This is a genomic window from Alcaligenes sp. GW821-FHT11D07, assembly GCF_058808495.1.
In genome coordinates this window covers 343,176-367,695 of the sequence record NZ_JBXART010000002.1, presented here as the reverse complement: position 1 = coordinate 367,695, position 24,520 = coordinate 343,176, and the positions used below count along the sequence as shown (strand labels likewise).

21 protein-coding genes and 1 pseudogene are annotated in these 24,520 nt (G+C 56.8%); 12 read left to right on the top strand and 10 right to left on the bottom strand.

The window, feature by feature from the left end; all coding sequences use genetic code 11:
- Nucleotides 1-206: 206 nt before the first annotated feature.
- The 8 genes and pseudogenes from AC1RSM_RS10285 to AC1RSM_RS10250 all read right to left on the bottom strand — a co-directional run.
- Nucleotides 207-1,277, bottom strand: a pseudogene (locus tag AC1RSM_RS10285) (glycosyltransferase family 4 protein); the annotation flags it as partial.
- The gene (locus tag AC1RSM_RS10280) at nt 1,274-2,401 is read right to left on the bottom strand and encodes a glycosyltransferase family 4 protein (protein ID WP_492932166.1); all 1,128 of its coding nucleotides are present in this window, start codon (nt 2,399-2,401) and stop codon (nt 1,274-1,276) included. The gene AC1RSM_RS10280 and the pseudogene AC1RSM_RS10285, both read right to left, overlap by 4 nt.
- A 48-nt stretch (nt 2,402-2,449) precedes the next feature.
- Complete coding sequence (locus AC1RSM_RS10275; protein WP_492932164.1) at nt 2,450-3,559, bottom strand: glycosyltransferase family 4 protein; 1,110 nt, start codon at nt 3,557-3,559, stop codon at nt 2,450-2,452.
- A gap of 39 nt (nt 3,560-3,598) precedes the next feature.
- Complete coding sequence (gene murJ / locus AC1RSM_RS10270) at nt 3,599-4,960, bottom strand: murein biosynthesis integral membrane protein MurJ (RefSeq protein WP_492932162.1); 1,362 nt, start codon at nt 4,958-4,960, stop codon at nt 3,599-3,601.
- On the bottom strand, nt 4,957-5,982 hold the full coding sequence (locus AC1RSM_RS10265; protein ID WP_492932160.1) for an SDR family oxidoreductase: 1,026 nt from the start codon (nt 5,980-5,982) through the stop codon (nt 4,957-4,959). The genes murJ and AC1RSM_RS10265 overlap by 4 nt, the downstream gene beginning before the upstream one ends.
- A gap of 14 nt (nt 5,983-5,996) precedes the next feature.
- The gene (tviB, locus tag AC1RSM_RS10260) at nt 5,997-7,277 is read right to left on the bottom strand and encodes a Vi polysaccharide biosynthesis UDP-N-acetylglucosamine C-6 dehydrogenase TviB (RefSeq protein WP_492932158.1); all 1,281 of its coding nucleotides are present in this window, start codon (nt 7,275-7,277) and stop codon (nt 5,997-5,999) included.
- 51 nt (nt 7,278-7,328) lie between these two features.
- A complete protein-coding gene (locus AC1RSM_RS10255; protein WP_492932968.1) occupies nt 7,329-8,453 on the bottom strand; it encodes an MraY family glycosyltransferase in 1,125 nt (374 codons plus the stop codon).
- A 200-nt stretch (nt 8,454-8,653) separates the two neighbouring features.
- Nucleotides 8,654-9,610 carry a LysR family transcriptional regulator gene (locus AC1RSM_RS10250; protein ID WP_492932156.1) on the bottom strand — a complete coding sequence of 319 codons (957 nt, stop codon included), beginning with the start codon at nt 9,608-9,610 and terminating at the stop codon, nt 8,654-8,656.
- 286 nt (nt 9,611-9,896) lie between these two features.
- Between AC1RSM_RS10250 and uraD the strand changes: the two genes are divergently transcribed.
- From uraD to AC1RSM_RS10220, 6 genes are all read left to right on the top strand, one after another.
- A complete protein-coding gene (gene uraD / locus AC1RSM_RS10245; RefSeq protein ID WP_492932155.1) occupies nt 9,897-10,427 on the top strand; it encodes a 2-oxo-4-hydroxy-4-carboxy-5-ureidoimidazoline decarboxylase in 531 nt (176 codons plus the stop codon).
- 149 nt (nt 10,428-10,576) lie between these two features.
- The gene (locus AC1RSM_RS10240) at nt 10,577-11,089 is read left to right on the top strand and encodes an ureidoglycolate lyase (RefSeq protein WP_492932153.1); all 513 of its coding nucleotides are present in this window, start codon (nt 10,577-10,579) and stop codon (nt 11,087-11,089) included.
- The gene (locus AC1RSM_RS10235) at nt 11,086-11,877 is read left to right on the top strand and encodes a class II aldolase/adducin family protein (RefSeq protein WP_492932151.1); all 792 of its coding nucleotides are present in this window, start codon (nt 11,086-11,088) and stop codon (nt 11,875-11,877) included. Before AC1RSM_RS10240 ends, AC1RSM_RS10235 begins: the two co-directional genes overlap by 4 nt.
- A 25-nt stretch (nt 11,878-11,902) precedes the next feature.
- On the top strand, nt 11,903-12,088 hold the full coding sequence (locus tag AC1RSM_RS10230) for a 4-oxalocrotonate tautomerase (RefSeq protein ID WP_121738061.1): 186 nt from the start codon (nt 11,903-11,905) through the stop codon (nt 12,086-12,088).
- A 375-nt stretch (nt 12,089-12,463) separates the two neighbouring features.
- Complete coding sequence (locus tag AC1RSM_RS10225; RefSeq protein ID WP_492932148.1) at nt 12,464-13,942, top strand: nucleobase:cation symporter-2 family protein; 1,479 nt, start codon at nt 12,464-12,466, stop codon at nt 13,940-13,942.
- A 199-nt stretch (nt 13,943-14,141) separates the two neighbouring features.
- Entirely contained in the window at nt 14,142-15,017 is an 876-nt protein-coding gene (locus AC1RSM_RS10220) for a hypothetical protein (RefSeq protein ID WP_492932146.1), read from the top strand.
- A gap of 77 nt (nt 15,018-15,094) precedes the next feature.
- Here the strand turns inward: AC1RSM_RS10220 and AC1RSM_RS10215 are convergent, their stop codons facing one another.
- Nucleotides 15,095-16,012 (bottom strand): LysR family transcriptional regulator, encoded by a 918-nt coding sequence (locus tag AC1RSM_RS10215; protein WP_492932144.1) that lies wholly within the window; start codon nt 16,010-16,012, stop codon nt 15,095-15,097.
- Nucleotides 16,013-16,122: 110 nt separating this feature from the next.
- On the opposite strand from AC1RSM_RS10215, the gene gcl reads away from it, so the two are divergent.
- The 6 genes from gcl to pyk all read left to right on the top strand — a co-directional run bounded on the left by gcl (nt 16,123) and on the right by pyk (nt 23,099).
- Complete coding sequence (gene gcl / locus AC1RSM_RS10210) at nt 16,123-17,898, top strand: glyoxylate carboligase (RefSeq protein WP_492932142.1); 1,776 nt, start codon at nt 16,123-16,125, stop codon at nt 17,896-17,898.
- Between the two features lie 28 nt (nt 17,899-17,926).
- Complete coding sequence (hyi, locus tag AC1RSM_RS10205; protein ID WP_492932140.1) at nt 17,927-18,715, top strand: hydroxypyruvate isomerase; 789 nt, start codon at nt 17,927-17,929, stop codon at nt 18,713-18,715.
- Between the two features lie 40 nt (nt 18,716-18,755).
- Nucleotides 18,756-19,640, top strand: a complete 885-nt coding sequence (locus AC1RSM_RS10200; protein ID WP_492932138.1) for a 2-hydroxy-3-oxopropionate reductase — start codon at nt 18,756-18,758, stop codon at nt 19,638-19,640.
- Nucleotides 19,641-19,950: 310 nt separating this feature from the next.
- A complete protein-coding gene (locus tag AC1RSM_RS10195; RefSeq protein WP_492932137.1) occupies nt 19,951-21,228 on the top strand; it encodes a glycerate kinase type-2 family protein in 1,278 nt (425 codons plus the stop codon).
- 22 nt (nt 21,229-21,250) lie between these two features.
- Nucleotides 21,251-21,649 carry a GlcG/HbpS family heme-binding protein gene (locus tag AC1RSM_RS10190; RefSeq protein WP_492932135.1) on the top strand — a complete coding sequence of 133 codons (399 nt, stop codon included), beginning with the start codon at nt 21,251-21,253 and terminating at the stop codon, nt 21,647-21,649.
- A 28-nt stretch (nt 21,650-21,677) separates the two neighbouring features.
- A complete protein-coding gene (pyk, locus tag AC1RSM_RS10185) occupies nt 21,678-23,099 on the top strand; it encodes a pyruvate kinase (RefSeq protein ID WP_492932133.1) in 1,422 nt (473 codons plus the stop codon).
- 733 nt (nt 23,100-23,832) lie between these two features.
- On the opposite strand, the gene coq7 is transcribed toward pyk, so the two are convergent.
- Nucleotides 23,833-24,501, bottom strand: a complete 669-nt coding sequence (gene coq7, locus AC1RSM_RS10180; protein ID WP_492932131.1) for a 2-polyprenyl-3-methyl-6-methoxy-1,4-benzoquinone monooxygenase — start codon at nt 24,499-24,501, stop codon at nt 23,833-23,835.
- Nucleotides 24,502-24,520 lie beyond the last annotated feature (19 nt).

Sequence of the window (24,520 nt, the reverse complement as noted above, 5' to 3'; positions counted from 1 at the left end):
TTGGTTTTGCTGCCGGACTCGTCAGTGAGCACCGTCAGCGCTTGCCGGCTACGTTTGCGTTTTGGCGGATACTGCGCCACCAAGGTTTTCCAAGCCTGCGTGTAGTTCTTGACCATGCCTTCCAAAGAAAACAGGCGGGCAACACGCTCGCGGGCATGTTCATGGCGAGCCTGCCAGGAAGGCGCACCCAGCTCATCGACCGCGCTGGTGATCGCACCAGCCAGCGCTTCAGCATTGCTGGGCGGGACGATCCAGCCCTCATTACCGACAATCAAGGCCGCGTCACCCACATCAGTGACCACATTGGACACCCCGGCCGCCATTGCCTCACACACCACGTTAGGGAAGCCCTCTGCCGAACTGGACAGCACATGTACATCCAAGGCGTTCATCAGGCGGGGCACGTCGCTGCGCCGTCCCATCAAGATCACGCTCTCGCGCAATTGGTGCTGATCCAGCAAGCGCATCAGGGTTTCATTGCTGCTGTCCATTCCGTCACCAATCAACAGACAACGCAGATCAGGATGACGATGCAAGCTGCGGGCCAAGGCGGCCAGCAAGTTCGGGTGGTCTTTCAAAGGATTCCAGCGGGCCACACTACCAATAACAGGAGTCTCCAGCGACAAGCCCAGCTCTTGGCGTACTTCTTCGCGAGCTTGCTGATCGGGGTGCCAGCGGCTTAAATCGTAGCCGTTGGGAATCACTTTCATGATGTCGGCACGGTAGCCCCACTGCTTATGACGACGGGCTGCATTTTCTGCGCAAGACACAATCAGCTTAGGGATAAAGCGCGACAGGCGGGCACACATCCAAGCTACCATCCGAGCCTTGGGACTGCCCTGATACAGATTCGCACCGGAGTTACGGATGCCCCAGGAGACAGCGGGAATTCCAACTAAGCGCGCAGCAGCACCACCGATCAGATCAGAGTGGTACATCCAGGTTTGCACCACATCAGGCTGTACCTCGCGCAGCACCCGTGTCAAAGAACCCAGCCCCTTGAGGAAACCCAAAGGGGACTGCATCTGCAAGCAATACAAAGGAATGCCTGCAGCGCGCAATTGGGGGCCGAACACATCCTCTCCACCCAGGGAAATCACGATGTGCTCAGTCTCCTGGCCTGGCGCTGTGGCCAAACGGAACAGCACCGTTTCCGCACCACCCTGCCCCAGACCCGCAATAATATGCACGACTCGCAAAGGTGTAGTGGTTTTTTCCGGCTTGCCGTCCACGGCGTTTGCCGCTTGATTCAAAGGCTCTGGCTGCGATGCGCTCATGCTTTGGCTCCCTCTGCTGTACTACTACGGGCGGCCTGAAAGACCTGATCCCAATTAAGCAAAACCTGCTCTAGTTCATAACGTTGACGTACAGCCGCTGCGGCTCGGCGTCCTAATACGCCTCGAAAAACGCCGTCACCCATCAGTTCGGCCAGCGCAGCGGTCAGCGCACCTTCATCACCAACCGGCACCAGTAAAGCATCTTTTCCATCCGAACTGATTTCACGCGGGCCACTAGGACAATCCACTGTCACGGCGGGCAAACCCATGGCCATTGCTTCTAGCAAGACATTGGGAAAACCTTCCACCTCCGACGTCATCACAAAAGCGTGAGACCGTGCCATCTCCTGCCAAGGCTGGGCCGTCTTGCCTGCCAGCTCGATTCGATCGGCGGCACCGGACATGGCAATCTGCTGCACCAATTGGGCACGCTGCGGACCATCACCCCAAATTTTCAACGTCCACTCGGGATGTTCGGCGGCCAGACTGGCAAACACGCGAATCAAGACATCAAAGCGCTTGGACGGGACTAACCGTCCCATTGCCATCAAGGTGCAATGGCGGTTTTCTTCCACACGCACTTCTCGCTGTACGGCATCCAAGGCTTGAGGCAAGGGGTTTGGCACCACCATGACCTGCTTCATACCCGGTACCATTGCCTGAAAGGCGGCCACGCTGGCACGCGTCTGTACCGTCACCACCTGCGCCTTGGGATACAAGCGGCGGCGCAGGTTTTGTAAAAGTTTGCCCGCACTGCTGCTGAAAGCGGGGTTGGTACGTTCACCCACCACAATGGGCACGCCCATGCCGCCCAATCCCAGCAATACGTTGATATTCACATTCGTCAAAAAAGACACGATGACATCAGGTTGTTTTTCGCGCACCAGCTTGCGCATGGCCCGCAACTTGGCCAAGGGCTTGGGTAAGTAGCTGCCGCGCATGCGATGGGCCAGCCACACCAACTCTACCTTGGAGTCGATCGGGTAAAACGCACTGCCACCCCCACTATAAGTGGGCACCAAGGTGACCTGATCTCCCCGCAAACCCCAGGCATTTGCCAGGGTGGAGGCGACGCGTTCGGCGCCGCCTGCGTTCAGGGAGCTGACAAAAAACAGAATATTCACTGGGCCTCCGTGGGCTCATCGACCGGGGCAATTAGGCAAAACGCCATTTTAAGGCCGACGCAGACACTGTTCCAACACTTGCTGCCACAGCGCCAGAACCCGGGCCGAGGAGAAGCGGTCGCGCACATCCGTTGCGCGTCGCGCCAAGCGTTGGCGCTTGTCCTGATTGGACATCAGGTCTGACAAATGGGCTGCCAAGGCTTCCACATCCTCAATCGGACGCACCAGCACGCCGTCAATATTGGCGCGAATAATCTCGCGCGGGCCGGTATCGCAATCAAATGCCACAGCGGTCAAACCACTGGCCATTGCCTCAAGCAAGCTATTGGACAGCCCCTCCATACGGGAGCTGAGCACATACAAATCGGATTGTTCGTACCAGTCCGCCATATTGCCGACTCGGCCAGGCAATTGGACGCGGTCCTGCAATCCCAGTTCCTCAATCCGTGCTTCAAGGGGTACGCGCTGATCGCCCTCGCCCAAAATAACCAGATCCCAGTCCGGGAAATAGTTGGACAGCATGGCAAAAGATTCAATCAGCGTGTCGAACCCTTTAACCGGGTGCAAGCGCCCCACTGCCAGCAGGCGTTTGCGCCCTGCCGCCTGCTCGGGCACCGACACAAAGGGCTCGGCACTATCCATAGGCCAGCGTACGGCATTGGGAATGACTTGAACATGGCTGCCTGGCACGTGTTCACGCAGCCAATCAGCCGTACCCGCGGTCAAGGCAATAACCGAATGGGCCTTGGGATAGCTGCGCAGGCGGGCCTTTTGCCAGAAAGGCGACAAAGACTGAGACGGCGGATGCGTATGTTCAGTGGCGATCACTTTACACGGCAAGCCCTTGGCTGCCGAAATGGCCAGCACGGACGAAGTTGTCATCATGCCCAGCACCACATCTGGTTTGGCCCGGCGCAGCAAAGAGCGCAGGCGGCTGACACGACGCCAGTTTTTCCATAAAGCATCCAGACGCCCGCGGCTGCTGCCGGCCGTATTCAGGACGTGGCGCTCCACACCTTCGGCAACGGTATACGCATCTTTATCACGACCTGCCTGAGTCACCAGAGACACTCGATAGCCGCGTGCCACCCAGGCTGCGCTTAAATCGACTGCGACACGTTCTGCCCCGCCCCCACCCAAAGAGTGGATAAGCAACATGATATGAGGGCGAACTGCTGAATGACTGTGCACGTTTTCCTATTCCTGCGAACCAGGCGCTACCGCACTGGCTGGCTTTAAGGCCAAGATGAAATAACAAGTGAAAGAAGCGGCATACATCAGGCTGGTTGCCAACATGATGCCCGACGGCCCCATGCGCGCGGCCAGCACGGGATTAAGCGCTGCTTTCACCAAAAAGTTGATCACGGCAATAATCGCCATGGACTTGTAGCGGTTCTGACTGGCCAGCAACTGCACCAGAATCAACACCCCAAAATAAAATGGCAGCTGAACCAGGCCCCAACTGAAAACCTGCGCGACGGTAGCCGTGTCTTGAGCGGTAAAGGCTCCACGCTCAAACAAGAGGGCGACCCCCCAGGGGGCCAGCACAACACCCAGCGCAGCCGCAGCAGCGCCAGCCAGCACCATCATCACCGACCACTTCAAGGCCATGGAACGGGCACGCGCATTGTCGCCACGGCTCTGGATATCGGCCAGCACCGGCAAAGCAGCCCGACCTACCGACGCTGCACCCACGCCCAGCACCAAAGCCAGCAAACGGGTGGCATAGCCCAGGGTCGAGTTCGCATTCGCTCCCAGATTGGCAGCAGTGTATTGGTCAATCGGCCCCACAAAGCTCATGGCCACTTGTCCGACCAGCATGATGGTGGCGGCCTTGAGCAAATCAGGCCATTGCTCGGCTCGCAGGCTGACAGTGGGACGAGCCCAGATTTGGTCGGCCTTTGACGCCAGCACCATCAGCCAGACGGCTTGAATCGTCATGCCCAGCAAGGTGCCCCATAACAGGGGGCCAATACCGGCATTGCTGCCCGCGGCCAACACCCAAATCAGAATGACAAAGGCCGGGACACTTTCCAGCAAAGTATTGATGTGGCGTTCATGCGCTCGCAAACGGGCGGCACTCAAACCAATCATCAGAGTCAGAACAGCAGCAGGCGCAAAGGCGAACAGCAGCTCCTGACTCATTTCACGAACAGCGGGGCTCAGGCCCTGCCCGGTCCACTGCAGCACCCAAGGCCAACTGATCCAGATCAGTACGCCCAGCACACAGCCCAGCACAATACACCAGGCTTTCAGTTCACCCAGAAAGCGGCTGCGCGCCGCTGGCTCCAGCCGGTGCAGACGCACCAGAACCGGAATCAGCACCACAGACATGGAACCCACGATAGTGACAGGCAGCCAATTGGCCATGACCATCGTGAACTGATAGGCATCGACTACATCACTGACACCGTAGCGGTACGCCACGGCCATTTCTTTGAAAGCGCCCGCTGCTTTGCCCAGCAATAGAAAAAACGCCACCCGCATCGCCCCCAGGGCGATGCGACGGTGGTCGTCGTGCAGACTAGACAGGCGTGCTTTCAGGCCGGCCCAAATCAACTCAGGAACGCCACATACCAGGGCATGGCAGTGTTCAAGCCCTGCAAGATCGTGTGAGTCGGCTCGTAGCCCAGCTGCGTGCGTGCCTTGGAAATATCGGCTTGCGAATGCAGCACATCACCGGCGCGGAAATCCGCATAAATGGGTTGCTTGGTGTAATTCACACCATTGCTGCTCAAGGTCTGCTTCAAATGCTCGAACAGCTCATTCAAGCTGGTACGGGCATTCACCGCTACGTTATAGACTTCGGCCACGCCAGGCTTTTGCTGAACGGCGGCCAGAATATTCATCTGGATAACGTTCTCAATAAAGCAGAAATCGCGGCTGGTCTGACCATCACCATTGATTTGTACATCCTGGTTCTGGATCATGGCCGATACCCATTTGGGGATCACAGCGGCGTAGGCGCCATTAGGGTCCTGACGTTTGCCAAACACGTTGAAGTAACGCAGGCCCACACTGGAAAAGCTGTACGCACGCGCAAAGACATCGGCGTAGAGCTCATTGACGAATTTAGTCACAGCGTACGGCGACAGCGGACGGCCAATCGTATCTTCCACTTTGGGCAAACCTGGGTGGTCACCATACGTGGAGCTGGAAGCGGCGTAAACAAAGGCTTTAACCTGTTCATCACGCGCTGCAACCATCATATTGAGCGCACCGTTGACGTTCACTTCGTTGGAAGTCAGCGGGTCATTCAGAGAGCGGGGCACTGAGCCCAGCGCAGCCTGATGCAACACATAGTCCACGCCTTTAACAGCGTCGCGACAGGTTTCCAGATTGCGAATATCGCCTTCGATGAAGCGGAAATTTGCCCAGCGCTCGGCACCGACCTGGTCGCGGACCTCGTCCAGATTGTATTGGTGGCCAGTGGCAAAGTTATCCAGACCCACTACCTGTTGGTCCAGCTTGAGCAAGGCCTCCAGCAGATTGGATCCAATAAAGCCGGCACAACCGCTAACCAGCCACGTCTTGGGCTGGCTGCGCAGTTGCTGGCTCGCCTGTTCAAATGCAGAGCTCATGATGCTTTCCAAAATTAAAGGCGCAAGTCGGACTGTTCGCGATCAAACACGTACTTCAAGTCGTAAAGCACATGCTCAGGCTTGCCCCACTGGCGCACGCCTTCCACGCCCAGTTCTTTGAACTGTTTGTGGGCCACGGCCACAATCACGCCATCGTACTCGCCCGCTTTGGGGGTTTCGACGGGCGTAATGCCGTACTCGTGCTCCGCTTCTTTGGGGTCAACCCAAGGATCGTAAACGTCCACGTGCACATCGTACTGTTTGAGTTCATGCACGATATCCACGATGCGGGTGTTGCGCAGATCCGGGCAGTTTTCTTTGAAGGCCAGACCCAAGAGCAAAACACGCGCACCTTGCACCTGAATACGACGCTTGGTCATGGCTTTAACCAGTTGGGAAGCCACATAACCGCCCATGGAGTCATTCAGGCGACGGCCGGCCAGAATGATTTCTGGGTGATAGCCAATGGCTTGCGCCTTGTGGGTCAGGTAATAGGGGTCCACGCCAATGCAGTGGCCGCCCACCAGACCGGGACGGAAAGGCAGGAAGTTCCATTTGGTACCCGCCGCTTCCAGCACGTCCAGGGTATCGATACCCAAGCGGTTGAAAATCAGGGCCAATTCGTTGATCAGCGCGATGTTCACATCACGCTGGGTGTTCTCGATCACCTTGGCGGCTTCAGCTACACGAATCGAGCTGGCTTTAAAGGTGCCGACCACAATGATTTCGCGGTACAGCGCATCCACCAGCTCAGCAATCTCCGGTGTCGAACCCGAAGTTACTTTCTTGATGGTGGAGACACGGTGTTCCTTGTCGCCTGGATTAATGCGCTCAGGGCTGTAACCGGCGTAGAAGTCTTCGTTAAAACGCAGGCCAGACACCTGCTCCAGCACGGGTACACACACTTCTTCGGTGGCACCAGGGTAGACCGTGGATTCGTAAATGACGATATCGCCGCGCTTGAGCACTTTGCCGATAGTCTCGGACGCGCGCACCAGCGGGGTCAGGTCAGGCTGTTTGAATTGATCAATCGGCGTGGGCACGGTCACGATGAACACGTTGGCCTGGGCCAGCTCATCCGCTTCGCAGGAGTAGCTCAAACCGCTTGCAGCGGCGAGCTCGTCGTCCTCGACTTCCAGGGTGCGATCCACCCCTTCCTTGAGCTCGGCGATACGACGCGGATTAATGTCAAAACCGATTACGGAACGCTTTTTGCCAAATTCGACTGCCAAAGGCAAACCGACATATCCCAAGCCGACTACGGCCAGTTTCACATTCTCAAGTAGCAACTTCATTCTCCAGTTAGCGCTATGCGCAAGGAATAATCTTGAACGCCGGACACACTATCAGTCCCGATCGACTCGTCGCCGTACCGAGGGCAGCAGCAGCCAGGAGGGGCGACGCCACGACACCAGACGGGAATAGAGCCAGATATAAACCAGTGAGAAGGCCAGCATGCTGGCACACAAAGCCCAGGTATTGTCCCACCAGATGGTGGCGGGAACCAAACCGATCAAGGCCAGGACCCATAGATAGGGCGAGGTCATGGCATTGCAAAAGGCCGGTAAAGAGCCGGCGCTGTCACGGCTGAACGTAGAGCGGACCAGTCGACGGAACACCAGCTGATGCAGGTGCAGCGCGTCGGGTTGATCCACTGGCACCCCGCGCTTGAAGCGCCGGCGCCAGATCGAAAACATGGTCTCGAAGACAGGGTAAAACAGCACGGCCAGAGCGTAAAAAGGCGACACACTGGGGTTGCGCACTACCAATGTCACAGCCAGCTCAGCCAGCATGAAACCTAGAAAATAGGCCCCGCCATCCCCCAGAAAGACCCGGCCAAACGGAAAGTTCCAGACCAGAAAACCCAGGGTGGCCGAGGCCAGCGAGGCAGCAATCAGGAAAATGGGTACGTCTTGCACTTGCCAGGCCACCAGAGCCAGAGACAAGGACATCAAGGTGGCAATCATGCCTGCCAGGCCATTCATGCCATCAATAATATTGAGCGCATGGGTACAGCCGCCAACGGCAATCATGGTAAAGAGCAGGGAAATCGGCCAGAAACCCAAAATCCAATCTGCCCAGCCGACGCCAACGCGAGAGACGCCGCCCAGCAGCCACCAGGCAATGGCGGCCGACAGGAATGCGGCCAGCAAGCGCTTGAGTGAACCTACGTCCTTGGTGATGTCCTCCACCAGACCTGCCACAAACACCGGCATAGCGGCCAGAAACAAAACGGGCCACAGCCAAGTCAAGGTCATATTGCTGGGGCCCAGCACCAGCAAACCGGCCAGGCTACCTGCCACTACCGCCAGGCCACCGACACGGGGCGTGGGGCGGGAATGAGACGCCTGAGGTTTACTAAGATCGCTATCCCCGGTCAAACGGCCATGCCAGCGTTCGGAAGCCACAATGAGCCCGCCGACCATAAAAGCCACGACACAGATATACAGCCAGGTAAAGGATTCCCCCATCTGAGGTAAAGACACCGCGAAACACCCTGCAAGGTTAGGAACTACATCATTATCAACCTGCCTTCGGGCTTGTGTCCGTGACTAGTCGCATTAAGTGCAACAATTTTAGTCAAGTCCAGCCTTGCCTTCATGTAGGCAGGAGTAGCTCGCTAATTTGCCCGAGCGCGAGCCTGAAAGCAAGTATTTTGCGGGATTCAGGCTCAGGAATCGGGCTGCGGCAACGGTTCGGTGGAAGCCAACTGATTGCCGCACTCGGTCAGAAGTCGCCGCAGCCAGCGATGACTGGGCGAATGCCGATTACGTTCATGCCACAGCTGATAAAAACGCATGGGTGGAAACTCCAGCGGCGCTTCCAATATAGCCAGTGGCAATAAACGGCAGTAAAACTCGGCGAAATGACGCGAGGTTGTAAAAATTAGGTCTGTATTCTGTAGCAAATACGGTGCTGCGGAAAACGACTGCACGGCGACGCTCTCATCGCGCTGAATGCGCAAGGCGGACAATGTCGTGTCAATCACCCCGCGCTGATTGATCGAATACGGCATGGGCACCACATGACGCGCCCGCAAGTAATCGTCCATTGTCAGCCCCTTGCGGGCCAGAGGATGTGTCGCTGCCACCAAACAAACAATCTGGTCTTCCAGCAGCACGGACAGGTGCATGCGATCTGGCGGTTCGGGCCAGTTGCCGATCACCATGTCCAGATCCCCTTCCGCCAACGAGCGTTCGAAATCAAAACTGGCGTCCAGAGAATGCAGACTCAAGCGCGCACCGGGCGCCTCACGGCGCATGCGCTCGACCACCCCGCCAATAAAAACAGGCGCCAGATAGTCCGGCGCACCGATATGAAATTCGCTACGGCTGACCTGGGGGTCAAAACTATCCGGTGCATTGACCATGCAGTCGATCTCTGCCAGGGCCCCTTTGGCATGTGCCAACAGACCAATGGCGCGTTCGGTGGGCACCATGCCCCCTTTCTCCCGAACCAGCAAAGGATCGCCAATAATGTCACGCAAACGTCGTAAGGCCGCACTGATGGCAGGCTGCGACTGGTTCATTTTGAACGCGGTACGCGAGACACTGCGCTCGGTAACGAGTAAGCAAAATACCCTCAGAAGATAGGTATCAAGCGGGTTATCCCCACGTCGGGCGGCCATCTTATTCTCTCCTTCTTACGCTTTTTTCCAGCATGATAATGACATACATGCACAATATGAGATGGCATATATCATTTATACGCCTAATTCTATTTTATTTATAAACAGAAAACTTAAACTGGTCCCATATAAGAAAATCATAGCCCACAGGCGGCAGCTTATAAGGGTTTGAATAAATCAAACAGTCCCTATAAGCGCCCCCTCACTACCCATGAAAAACGGCCCTGAGGCACCCGCCTGAAGCCAATTCGGCTCGCTTACTTACGCTTAGATAATCGGACTACACATGACTACTCAAACCCTTACCACCACCCAGGCTCTGACCGAACTCTCCAGCCTGGACCAGAGCCAATTCGTGGATAAGCTAGAAGGTATTTTTGAACACTCCCCTTGGGTGCCCGAGCGCAGCTGGGAGCAACGTCCGTTTGAAAGCGTGGACCAACTGCACGCCTGCATGGTGCAAGTGGTACGTGACGCGTCACATGAAGAACAAAAGAATCTGATCTGTGCTCACCCGGAGCTGGCTGGCAAGGAAGCAGAACAAGGCACGCTGACCTCGGCATCGACGGGCGAACAGCGCGGCGCGGGCCTGGATCAGTGCTCGGCTGAAGAGCTGGCCCGCCTGCGTGGTCTGAATGCCCAGTACCGCGAGCGCTTCGGTTTTCCTTTCGTTATTGCCGTCAAAGGCTTGAGCCGTTACCAGATCATGGACACCGTTGAAGCTCGCCTCAATAATAGTGCCGAGACGGAATTTCAGACCTGCCTGAACGAAATCGGCAAAATTGCCCGTTTCCGCCTGGACGCTCTGCTCGCCTAATGATGGATGCGGGGTGGGCCACCGTGGTGATCCACCCTACGCCGGGCAGCCTGGCGCAAACTTATGACGCGCTGCCCCATTGTTAACTCTGACCTAGCGTGCTGCGGCACTTTCCAGCCCCACGCCGGTCTGCCTGACAAGGACCTGCCATGACTATCACATTGAAGCTGGAAACCCTGACTGCCGAAGCCTTCACACCTTACGGGGATGTGATCGAAGCTTCCGACACGGTTCAGCACTTCACCATCAACGAAGGTAATACCGAGCGCTACCACGACTTGGCCAAGATTGATCCCGGTCCAGACGGCCAGGCCATTGTGTCCATCTTCCGCGGTCTGCCCCGTAGCCTGCCCTTCACAGTTGAAATGATGGAACGTCACCCAAAGGGTAGCCAAGCCTTCATTCCCCAGTCCGGCCAACCTTACCTGGTGATTGTTGCCCCCGCTGGCCCCGCCCCCAAAGCGTCTGAACTGCGCTTGTTCCTGGCTCGCGGCGACCAAGGCGTGAACTATGCTACCGGCGTCTGGCACCATCCCTTGATGGCCTTGAACCAAGTGGCTGACTTCATCGTTATCGACCGCAAAGGCCCTGGCGACAACTGCGACGTGATTCAGCTGGAAGAGAAAGCGATCATCGCTGAACTGGAAACCACCCCAGCGTGAGCCAGTCCTGTCCCATCTCGCCGGACATTGCTGCAATCTACGCCCACCGTCCGGCGAATATAGACCCCGAACAATGGCGCGCCCGAGTCAATCTGGCCGCTGCCTACCGGCTGGCGGCCCGGCAAGGCTGGGACGATATTATTTATACCCATATCTCCCTGCGCCTGCCCGACCACGACGATATTTTCCTGATCAATCCCTTTGGCCTGCGCTTTGATGAAATCTGCGCGTCCAATCTGCTGTTGATCGATACCCAGGGACAGGTTGTAGATGGCACAGGCCGCCGCGCCAACCCCAGTGGTTTTGCCATCCATGGGGCCGTACACCGCGCCCGTGAAGACGCCCACTGTGTCATTCACTTACATACCGACGCCTCCATTGCTGTCTCGGCACTGAGTTGTGGGCTGCTGCCCTTGTCGCAGCACGCCATGCGTTTCTGGCAAGACATTGGCTATCACGACTATGCCGGCCTGGCCTTTCCGGCACAGGAGCAAGAAGCCCTGCTCAAGCAATTAGGTTCCTACCCGGCAATGCTTTTGCGCAATCATGGCGCACTGACTTGCGGGCGCACGGTGGCGGAAGCCTATGTCTTGATGGATGCGCTGGAGCGAGCCTGCCGCATTCAGCTCTCTGCCATGGCGGCCAGCAAGCAATTGCACCTGCCTCCCCCTGAGGTACTGGATTTGACCCATCGTCAGCTTTTGCCCGGGGACGAGCCTGAAGGCTTGTTAGAATGGCCAGCCTTGCTACGCAAGCTCTACCAGAGCGAGCCGGACTTCTGCCGCTAACCCTTCTTTTCCCTACGGAGCTTTTATGCCTTCTATCAACGTACAACTATTCGACGGCCGTCCCGTGGAAATCAAGCGCGAACTTGCTCAGGCCCTGACCAAGGAAGCCTGTCGCGTGCTTGGCTGTACACCCGATGCCGTGGATATCGTTTTTACTGACGTCAAGCGCGAGAACTGGGCAACAGCCGGTGTCCTGTGGTCCGACAAGTAAAAACATCCCTAAAAAAAAGCGGCCATCAGGCCGCTTTTTTTATATTTATCAGTTATTTAAATCACACTCAAACCCTGTATCAGACAGGGCTCTGAAAGTCAGTAACATAGTTTTTTAGGATGGACTAGGTGGGCAATACCCCTAGCAGGCAAAAACCCATGAAAAAAGCTGGAATCTGCTAAAGGCCCGCTTGAACGTAGCCCCTGTCTACCGGGCTTATATCCATCTCCCCTACTCGGGAGCAGCCTGCCATAAGCTTTTGCGTATTCTACTTATCAAGTCGTACTGCCTTCCAGTGATACAGCCCATCCGATAACTTTATGCTTACGCGGCCCAGGCATCGGCTGCGCATAACGTATTACTAAGGAGACCTTGATGTCCGCCAACCCAGAAGTGTCCGCACCAACTGATTGTGACGGTGTAGACGAACGCCTACCTACAGGGCGCCTGGCAACCCTTGGTTTGCAACACGTCATGGTGATGTACGCGGGTGCAGTTGCTGTCCCCCTGATCATTGGCGAGGCCCTGGGCCTGACCAAAGAACAGATTGCATTCCTGATTAACGCTGACCTGCTGTGCTGTGGCCTGATCACCATTATCCAAGCGCGTGGCGCTGGCATCTTCGGTATCAAACTGCCTGTGATGATGGGCGTATCCTTTGCAGCGGTAAGCCCTATGGTCGCCATCGGCCTAGACCCGCAACTAGGCTTGCCCGGCATTTTCGGTGCCACGATTCTGGCCGGTATCTTCAGTATTGTTATTGCCCCGGTTTTCAGCCGCCTGATGGGCCTGTTTCCACCGGTCGTGACCGGCATCATTATTACCGTCATTGGTGTCACCTTGATGCGCGTGGGCTTGAACTGGATTGGTGGCGGCGCTCCCACTATTACCGACCCCACAACAGGCATGTCCATCCCCAACCCGGATTACGGCTCACTGGAGAACCTGGCGATTGCCTTGATGGTTCTGACCGTCATTCTGTTGATCACCAAATTTGCCCGCGGCTTTCTGGCTAACGTCGCCGTCCTGATTGGTTTGCTGGTTGGCTTTTTCGTCTCTTTGGCCATGGGCCGCATCAGTTTTGAAGGCCTGGATCAAACCAGCTGGTTTGCCATCGTCACGCCTTTCCACTTTGGTGTCCCTACATTTAGCTGGGCCTTGTTGGGTGCGGCTGCCGTTCTGTCCCTGATTATGGTGGTGATCATGGTGGAATCGCTGGGCATGTTCCTGGCCCTGGGTTCCATCTGCGGTCGCCCCACCAGCCGTGAAGATCTGGTCCGCGGTCTGCGTACCGACGGTCTGGGTACCTTGGTGGGCGGCATCATGAACACGTTCCCCCACAGCTCTTTCTCGCAAAACGTGGGTCTGGTGAGCGTGACCGGCGTGCGTAGCCGCTGGGTATGTGTAATGGGCGGCGCCTTTCTGATCATGCTGGGCCTGTTCCCCAAAATGGCTTTCGTCGTAGCCTCCATCCCTAACTATGTATTGGGCGGTGCCGGCATTGTGATGTTTGGCATGGTGGGCGCTACTGGCATCAAGATCCTGATGTCTGCCAATCTGAACCGTAACCCCTACAACCCCTACATCGTGGCCATCAGCCTGGGCTTTGGCATGATCCCCCTGGTTGCTGAGCACCTGCTGGACAAAATGCCTCCCGCTCTGGCTCCCTTGCTGCATAGCGGAATCTTGCTGGCTGCTGTCTCTGCCATCGTGCTGAACCTGTTCTTCAACGGCATTGAAAAATATGCTGACCAGGGCCACACCGTAGAGTCCTCCGCAGCCCAGGCCCGCAAACAAGCTGCTGCCCAAGTGGCCAGCGAAGAGAACAATCAATTGGCCTCACAAAACGGCTAAGTCTCACCCCGTTTTGAACCGCCGCCCCCTAAAAAAGGGCGGCGATTCAAATTTCAGCAGTACCTACAAAAAAGTATCGACTGTCCATAATTAATCTAAGCAAGGTCAGTAGCACCCACTCAAAGAAAACCAAAGCAGCAGGCCACAAGGGACAACAGATCCCAGGGACCTGTTTTTGCTCAAATAAAGAGGAGACACCATGAAACACCTACACCCTGCACGTTGGGCGTGCGCCCTTTTGGCTGCCCCGCTTCTGAGTACCCCTGCAGTGGCTGCAGACTGGAGCGACACCTTCCTGGGCTACCGCTTCAGCACGCAATACACCGAGCCCATGAATGATCGGACCATCCAAAAGCACATCCTGAGCCTGACGCACGTCAACGGCTACAGCCTGGGCCAGAACTTCTTTAACCTGGACATTTTGCAGTCTGACCGCTACGACCCCTCCAGCGGCAACGGCAGCAATGGCGCTACCGAGTTCTACGCGACTTACCGCCACCAATTGTCCATGAGCAAGGTGTTTGACAAAGACATGAGCTTTGGCCCCGTCAAAGATGTGGCCGTTACCGCCGGCTTTGACCTGAATACCAAAAACACGGCTTTCGCACCGCGCAAACGCTTGCTGGTATTGGGCCCGACCTTCAAATTTGACGTACCCCGCGGCTTTGTAGATTTGAGCCTGATGGTAGGTAAAGAATGGAACCATTGCGGCCTGGGCGCCCCGGCCTGCCCGGACAGTCGCAGCTCCTTTCACACGCAGTTTCTGGCCAGCCTGAACTGGAACCTGCCCTTCGATGTAGGCTCCGTTCCTTTGAAGTTCCAGGGCTTTGCCAACTACGCAGGCCCCAAGGGGGATGACTACGCTGGCATCAGCACCAAGTCTGAAGTCCTGGTCCGTACTTCTTTGATGGCGGACGTAGGTAAAGTGGCCTTCGACAAGAAGAACACCCTATGGGTGGGTATCGGTTACGAGTACTGGTACAACAAGTTCGGCAACCGCTACATGGCGGATGGCCGTCTGAAGCCTGGCATCAAGACCAGCGCTCCGACCGTCCAGCTGGAATGGCACTTCTAAGCCTCTGCCGCAACCAAGAAAAAACCGCTTCTTAAAGCGGTTTTTTCTTTCACGGTCTGTCAATGGAAACGCTCACGTTAGAACTGCACCTCGCCATCCCAGTAACCCGGCGTGTTGTAGATGGCGCGCAGATAATCAATGAAACGCCTAACCTTGGCGGGTAGATAACGCTGTTGCTGATACACGGCCTGAATGTCATAGCTGGGAATCTCGAACTCGTTCAGCACGGTCACCAATTCGCCACGCTTAAGCTCAGGTTGAATCTCCCATGTTGAGCGCCAGCCTATCCCCCAGCCTTGCTTGACCCAGTTAAAGAGCAGCTCGCCGTCATTACAGTCCAGATCCCCGTCCACCCGCACTGCCAATGGTCGACCATCCCGCAAGAAGGTCCAGCCGCGCTGCTGCCCGCCTTGCAAATTGAAGGCCAGACAATTGTGGCGCGACAGATCTTCGGGAACGCGCGGGACACCATGACGTTCAAAATACTCGGGCGTTCCACAAACTACCCGACGGTTCGGGTATAAGCGCACGGCCACGTAGTTAGGGTCGGTCACCTCGCCAATGCGCAAGGCCATGTCATAGCCTTCACGCACCAGATCGACCACGCTGTCCGTGAAGTTAAAGGACAGCTTCAATTCGGGATAACGCTTTTTGAAAGCAAGCGCATGAGGTGCCACATGGCGGCGCCCAAAAGCGGCCGGAGCCGATACCACCAAGTGCCCGCGCACCACTTTGCGCTGCGCACTGATACTGGCCTCGGCTTCCTCGAAGTCCTTCAGAATTTGTTTGCACTGCTCCAGAAACTGCTCGCCCAAATCGGTCAAAGTCAGCCCGCGAGTTGAGCGGTGCATCAAACGCACCCCCAGGCGCTGCTCCAGCGCATCCAGGCGGCGGCCCATGACCACCGGGGTCACTCCTTCAACGACAGACGCCGCAGCAAAACTGCCTTTTTCAGCGACCAGCGCAAAACTTCTAATTTCGGTATAACGGCTCATTCAATACTCCAAGTATCGATAGAAACAATCGTACCACCATTTCTAGGCCGGTCCATCACTCCTTATTATCGAGGTGTGAATTTCGTCAAACGATGATCTAGGAGATATCAATGGCTCGAATGAGAGCAGTGGACGCCGCCGCCGCAATTTTACGTAAAGAAGGCGTGAGCACCGTATTTGGCGTGCCCGGCGCCGCCATCAACCCCTTCTACTCCGCTATGCGTAAAGAAGGTGGCTTTGATCACATTCTCGCCCGCCACGTGGAAGGCGCTTCCCACATGGCCGAAGGTTTTACCCGAGCCAACCCCGGCAATATTGGCGTGTGTATCGGCACGTCGGGCCCCGCCGGCACAGACATGATTACTGGTCTGTACTCCGCATCGGCTGACTCGATCCCAATCTTGTGCATTACCGGCCAAGCACCCCGCTCGCGCCTGTACAAAGAAGACTTCCAGGCTGTGGATATTGAATCCATTGCCAAGCCGGTGACCAAGTGGGCCGTAACAGTACGTGAACCCGACCTGATCCCACGCGTGTTCCAGCAAGCGTTCCACATCATGCGCTCCGGTCGTCCTGGCCCTGTGCTGATCGATATGCCTATCGACGTGCAGTTGGCGGAAATCGAATTTGATCTGGACACCTACTCGCCCCTGGAAGCCTACAAGCCGGCCGCTACTCGTGCCCAAGCTGAAAAAGCCATCGAACTGCTGAACGCTTCCGAGCGCCCGCTGATCGTATCGGGTGGTGGCGTCATCAACGCCAACGCTTCGGACTTGCTGCAAGAATTTGCTGAACTGGTGAACGTACCTGTGGTTCCCACCCTGATGGGCTGGGGCACGGTAGCTGACGATCACCCGCTGATGGCCGGTATGGTCGGCCTGCAAACCTCGCACCGCTACGGCAACCAGACCCTGCTGGCATCGGACTTTGTATTCGGTATCGGCAACCGCTGGGCCAACCGCCACACCGGTTCCGTGGACGTGTACACCGAAGGCCGCAAATTCGTGCACGTGGATATCGAACCCACACAGATCGGCCGCGTGTTTGGTCCCGATCTGGGCATTGCCTCGGACGCTGGCGCTGCACTGAAGCTGTTCATTGAAGTGGCCAAAGAATACAAAACGGCTGGCAAGCTGCGCGACCGCGCTGCCTGGGTTGCCGATTGCCAAAAGCGCAAAGCCACCTTGCAGCGCAAGACCAGCTTTGACAACGTGCCTTTGAAGCCTCAGCGCGTTTACGAAGAAATGAACCGCGCCTTTGGTCCTTCGACCACCTACGTCAGCACCATTGGTCTGTCGCAGATTGCCGCTGCTCAGTTCCTGCACGTGTACAAGCCACGCCACTGGATTAACTGCGGCCAGGCAGGCCCATTGGGCTGGACTATTCCTGCAGCTTTGGGTGTGGTCGCCGCTGACCGCGAGCGCGAAGTGGTGGCTATTTCCGGCGACTACGACTTCCAGTTCATGATTGAAGAGCTGGCTGTGGGCGCCCAATTCAAGCTGCCGTACCTGCACATTCTGGTCAACAACGCCTACTTGGGTCTGATCCGTCAGGCACAACGCGGCTTTGAGATGGACTATTGTGTACAGCTGGCTTTTGACAACATCAACGCCCCCGAGACCGAAGGTTACGGTGTGGATCACGTCACCGTGGTCGAGGGTCTGGGTTGCAAGGCCATCCGCGTACACAAGCCCGAAGACATCCAGCCCGCCATTGAACAGGCTCGCGCCTGGATGAAAGAGCACAGCGTGCCGGTGGTCATTGAACTGATCCTGGAGCGCGTCACCAATATCGCCATGGGTACCGAACTGCACAATGTGACGGAATTCGAGTCCCTGGCCGAAGCGGGTATTGACGCCCCCACCGCCATCTCGCTGATGGACTGATTGCTGATTTAAAAAACGGAGTAGCACTATGCCAAAATTTGCCGCCAACCTGACCATGCTGTTTAACGAGCACGACTTCCTGGATCGCTTCCAGGCAGCGGCCGAAGCCGGCTTCAAGGGAGTGGAGTACCTGTTCCCCTATGCCTACGACAAACAGCAGCTGGCTGACAAACTGCAACAACACGGTTTGACCCAAGTGTTGCACAACCTGCCTGCGGGCGACTGGGACGGCGGCGAGCGCGGCATTGCAATCCTGCCCGAGCGTGTTGGCGAATTCCAGGACGGCGTAGGCCGTGCCATCGAATACGCCACCGCCCTGGGCTGCAAGCAAGTGAACTGCCTGGCTGGCAAGCTGGCCGAAGGCGCAGACCGCGAGCTGGCTCACAAGACCTTTGTCAGCAATCTGCAGTTTGCCGCCGCCAAGCTCAAAGAAGCGGGCTTGCGCCTGCTGGTCGAACCTATCAACACATTCGACATTCCCGGCTTTTACCTGAACCGCACCGAGCAGGCAGCTGCTTTGCTGCAGGACGTGGGTTCGGACAATCTGTTCATTCAGTACGACGTCTACCACGCACAGCGCATGGAAGGTGAACTGGCGAACACGATGAAAAAGCACCTGGACAAGATTGCACACATCCAGATCGCCGATAACCCCGGCCGCAACGAGCCAGGCACCGGCGAGATCAATTACGCGTGGCTGTTCAAGTACATCGACAGCCTGGGTTACCAAGGCTGGATTGGCGGCGAGTACAAGCCCGCTGGCATCACCAAGGACGGCCTGGGCTGGATGAGCGAACTGACGGAAGTGACGGCTTAATTGCCAGGCACTCTGCACATAATTATTAGGAGATTACACAATGGCTAAAATCGGTTTTATTGGTTTGGGCATCATGGGCGCGCCTATGGCCGTCAACCTGATCAAGGGTGGTCATGAGCTGTTTGCCTACACCCGTGGCGACTTTCCCAAAAGCGTAAAAGAAGCGGGTGCCACCGTTTGCGAAAACGGCGCTGAAGTCACCCGCCAGGCGGACATCATCATCACGATGGTGCCTGATACCCCTCACGTGGAAGACGCTCTGTTTGGTGAAAACGGCGTTGCTGCTGGCCTGAGCGCTGGCAAGATCGTTATCGACATGAGCTCCATCTCTCCCGTTGCCACCAAAGACTTTGCCGAGCGCATCGTCAAGCTGGGCGGCGAATACCTGGACGCTCCAGTTTCGGGCGGCGAAGTTGGTGCCAAAGCGGGCTCCCTCACCATCATGGTGGGTGGCAAGCAAGACGCCTTCGACAAGGTCAAACCTTTGTTCGAACTGATGGGCAAGAACATCACGCTGGTGGGTGGTTACGGTGACGGCCAAATCACCAAAGTGGCCAACCAGATCATCGTGGCACTGACCATTGAAGCCGTGGGCGAGGCCCTGTTGCTGGCCTCCAAGGCAGGCGCTGATGCTGGCAAGGTTCGTGAAGCGCTGATGGGCGGTTTTGCCAACTCGCGCATTCTGGAAGTACACGGCGAGCGCATGGTCAAACGCACTTTTGATCCTGGCTTCCGTATCGAACTGCACCAGAAAGACTTGAACCTGGCGCTGACCACAGCACGTCAACTGGGCGTGGCTCTGCCCAACACGGCTACTGCACAGGAACTGTTCAATACTTGCGCAGCTCACGGTGGCGCAGGGCAGGATCACTCGGCAATGGTTCGCGCGCTGGAGATCATGGCCAACTACGAGATCGGTCAATAGGATCGGCTCAAGGATGATTTCGCGCGGACTGGTTAGTGCCATCTCTCAAGCCAGCACCGCCGAAACATCCAGCAAGCGGGCGGCGGCCCGCTTTTTTACCGCCGGGCCGCCCACAGCTATCCCGTTGCCCCTCCGGGGGCAGCAAGCAAAAACGGTGGCGTTGGGGTACTTTTAGCGCTGCGCGCTGGCCCTGCCCCAGCAATTGCACGTATCCTGTTCGTGTCCAAAGATGCTCTGCCCATTCGCAGCCGCATCCATATGCGCAGGGACGATGACCCGCGCTGCCATCGCCCTGCATTAGGATTGACCCATGAAGATCGAGCCACAAGACTTACTCAGCAAAATGTTCCAAGCTGCCGTCAACGCGGCTCAGCCTGAACATTGCATTCCGCCCTATCTGCCCGAGGCCCCAAAAGGGCGCACCATTGTGATCGGTGCAGGCAAGGCATCGGCGGCGATGGCCCAGGCTCTGGAGCGCCACTGGGACAAAGGCCCCATCAGCGGCGTTGTCGTCACCCGTTACGGGTATAGCGTCCCCTGCGACCACATCAAGATTCTTGAAGCTGCTCACCCCGTGCCTGATCAGGCGGGCGAAGATGCAGCCAAGGAGATTTTGCGCACAGTCAGCGATCTGAACGAAGATGATCTGGTGATCTGCCTGATTTCCGGTGGCGGCTCTTCCCTGCTGCCACTGGCAGGCGAAGGCGTCACCCTGGCTGACAAGCAAGCTATCAACAAGGCTTTGTTGAAATCCGGCGCTTCGATTGGCGAGATGAACACCGTTCGCCGTCACTTGTCCGCCATCAAGGGTGGCCGTCTGGCCGCTGCCTGCGCTCCGGCTCGCGTTCTGAACCTGCTGATTTCTGATGTGCCCGGCGACAATCCCATGGATATCGCTTCTGGCCCAACCGTCCCTGATCCCACCACCTGCGAGCAAGCACTGGAGATCATCGCCCGCTACGGCATCGACATTCCAGCAGGCGCCCGCGCCCTGCTGGAAAGCGGCAAGGGCGAAACCATCAAACCCGACGATCCGCGTCTGGCCCACGTCACGACTCACCTGGTCGCCACACCCCAACTGGCTTTGCAAGCTGCGGCGCGCGTTGCCCAAGCTCGGGGCGTACAGCCTGTACTCTTGGGCGACAGCATCGAGGGCGAGGCTCGCGATGTGGGTAAGGTCATGGCGGGCATCGCCCTGAGCGTGTCCCAGCACGGCCAACCCGCCCAAGCTCCTTGCGTGCTCTTGTCTGGCGGTGAAACGACCGTGACTTTGCGCGGCCAGGGCCGTGGCGGGCGCAACGTAGAGTTTCTTTTATCCACGGCAGTCGCCTTAAATGGCGCCGCTAATATCTATGGGCTGGCCGGCGATACCGACGGTGTAGACGGTCAAGAAGAAATCGCCGGAGCGTTCTGCGGACCCGATACCTTGGATCGAGCTTGGCAACAAGGTATACGCCCACGCGACAGTCTGGACAATAATGATGGTCATGGCTTTTTTGAAGCCCTGGACGATTCCCTGGTTACGGGCCCGACCCTGACCAACGTCAACGATTTCCGTGCAATTCTGATTTTACCCTCTAGCGAATAACGCTTTTCTTAAAGGAATGGACATGAGAGACACTAAAGCACTGACCCTGACCGACGCCAAACAAATCGCCGCTGCTGCAGAGCAAGAGGCTGTCAAGAACAACTGGGCAGTCACCATTGCCATCTGCGACGCAGGTGGCCACGCTTTGTGGATGCAACGCATGGACGGTGCGCCTCCGATGAGCGCCACCGTTGCCCCCGAAAAAGCCCGCACCTGCGTGCTGAGCGGTGGCAAAGCCAGCAAGGTGTTTGAGGACATGGTCAACAATGGCCGCTTTGCCGCTCTGTCCATGCCCATCACTCCACTGGAAGGCGGCGAGCCCATCGTGATCGATGGTCAGGTCATCGGTGCAGTAGGCGTATCCGGCGTGAAGGCATCTGAAGATGCCCAGATCGCTCGCGCCGGCATCGCTGCTCTGTGAGCTCTCTATCCCCAAAGGATATCAACACATGAAACGACAACGTCATTCCCGCATTTTGGCGACGCTGGGCCCTGCCAGCTCCACGCCAGAACGCATCCGTGAACTGTTCGAGGCCGGAGCAGATGTGTTCCGCCTGAACTTCAGCCACGGCACACATGAAGATCATGCCGCGCGCTATCACACCATTCGTCAGATTGAAAAAGAAACCGGCCGCAGCATCGGTATTCTGATGGACTTGCAAGGCCCCAAGCTGCGCGTGGGCAAAATGAAAGATGGCCGCGTGAACCTGGAAACCGGCCAAAAGTTCCGTCTGGACCTGGAGGCTAAAGACGGCGACAGCACGCGCGCTTACTTGCCCCACCCCGAGATTTTTGCCGCGCTGGAAAACGGCACGGACCTGCTTTTGGACGACGGCAAGCTGCGCCTGCGGGTGGACAGCTTCGGCCCTGATTTTGCAGAAACCACCGTCATGGTCGGTGGCCCTCTCTCGGATCGCAAAGGCGTGAACGTGCCTGGCGTGGTGCTGCCCATCTCGCCTCTGACAGAAAAAGATCTGGTGGACCTGAAGTTCGGCCTGGAACTGGGTGTGGATTGGGTTGCCCTGTCTTTTGTGCAGCGCCCCAACGACATTCTTGAAGCCCGCGAACTGATTGGCGACAAGGCCTGGATCATGGCCAAGCTGGAAAAGCCACAAGCTCTGGAACACCTGGAAGAAATCGTCCAGCTGTGTGACGGCGTGATGGTTGCACGCGGAGATCTGGGCGTGGAAGTGCCACCCCAGCGTGTTCCCGTCTTGCAACGCCAGATTGTGCGTACTGCCCGTGCGGCAGGCCGCCCGGTCGTGGTTGCTACGCAGATGCTCGAATCCATGATCAGCTCGCCTGTTCCTACCCGCGCCGAAGCCTCTGACGTCGCCACGGCGATTTACTCAGGTGCAGATGCGGTTATGCTGTCGGCCGAATCGGCCTCGGGCCAGTTCCCGCTGGAAGCAGTGGCCATTATGGACAGCATCATCAAGGAAATCGAAAACGATCCTAGCTGGCGCACCATTTTGGAAGCCAACCACAGCACCGCCGAAGCCAGCACTGCTGACGCAATTTGCTGCGCCTTGCGTCGCGTGGCCAGCATTCTGGAACCGGCGACCAATGTGGCCTACACCACAACCGGCTTTAGCGCCTTGCGCGCCAGCCGCGAGCGCCCTATCGCCCCTATCCTGGCCCTGACCCCACGTCTGGAAACCGCACGCCGTCTGACCTTGGCCTGGGGTGTGCACGCTGTGCCATGTGAAGACGTCAGTGATTTGGGTGAAATGATTGACCACGCTACCGATATGGCTGCACAACATGACTTCGCCAAACCCGGCGACACCATTGTCATGATTGCTGGAGTGCCTTTCGGGACCAGCGGCCGCACCAACCTGCTGCACGTGGCCACCGTTCCACAGAAATAAGCCTGATCCGCTTCAGCGATTAAAAAACCTTGTCCATCTATCACGATGGGCAAGGTTTTTTTATAGGAAATCCAGGCAAAAGCGGTGCGTCAACCTGTTGAGCCATACCCCGCACTGAAACAACAGGAGGACAGGCGCGACGGCAGTTCGCGTTCCGGCAGCAACAAGGGAGATGCCAGCCGCGTATTTCGAACGCGCAAAAAAAAACCCGAGATCTAGAGATCTCGGGCAAATCCACCAAAGGAGGAGGGTGGAGGAGACAATCGTGGCAAGTCGGGCTACTAGATAAAATATCGAGCCAGAAAGCTAGGGTTATTACGCTTGTTTTCCTGCTTTCTTTTCAACATCCAATAACTAAAGTCTACCCATAAAAATGGTGCAATGCAAGATAAATACCGTGGAAAACCCTTAGTCCCTATTCTTGTCGCATTAAAGCATCAATTTCCTAGCGCAAATACTACTCCAGGTATCTAGTCGTTATCCCTAAGCTGCCAAATTATCTTGATAATCGCCCCTGGACACTACAGTCTGCGAAGAAAGTTAGCGCGAGTTCTGGCTCAGTACAAATAGGCTATAGATAGCCAAGACAAGACCAACCGACAGCATCAGCGCCAACAACACCCAAATCGCAGACGTAGAAAAAGGGTGACAGCCTTTAAAACTGACACCCTTTCTATTACTGCCCTACCCGAGTCGCCAGCAATTTTGCGGCTTCTACGGCAAAACAGAACAATTACAAGCGATACGCCGTAGTCGTCATAACCTTGGACATCATGCGCATCAAAGACTTCACCGGCGGAGGCAAGCCCACAGCACCGTGGTTTTCTGCAGTGCGGCGATGCTCAATCTCGTCATCGCGCATTTTCTCTACGATGCGGCGCGAACGATGGTCATTAACAGGCAAGGACTCCAGATGGCTTTCCAGATGCTCTTCAACTTGACGCTCGGTCTCGGCCATAAAGCCCAGGTTGTAGGGCACCCCTGCCCGGCTGGCTAGCAGCCCCAAGGCAAATGAGCCGGCATACCACAAGGGGTTGAATACGCTGGGACGGCTGTCCAGTTCACGCAAGCGATCATCGCACCAAGCCAGGTGGTCCACTTCTTCCTGCGCAGCTTGCAGCAAGACTTCCGTTGCCTGAGGATCTTTGCACAGCATGGCCTGACTACGGTACAGGGCTTGGGCACAAATCTCGCCCACATGATTTACGCGCATCAAACCAGCGGCATGACGAGCTTCTTCGGCGGTGATCTCAGACACTTCCTTACCCGCAGGATAAGGGCGTGAAGCGCGGGCCGAACGTCCCAATACTTCCAGAGCGCGGTTGGTCTCGCTCAGGAGCTGATCGAAAAAACTATTGCGGCGATACAGTCGAGTATCACGATCGGAAATGCTAGGGTTCATGAGGGCACCTGCAAAGCAA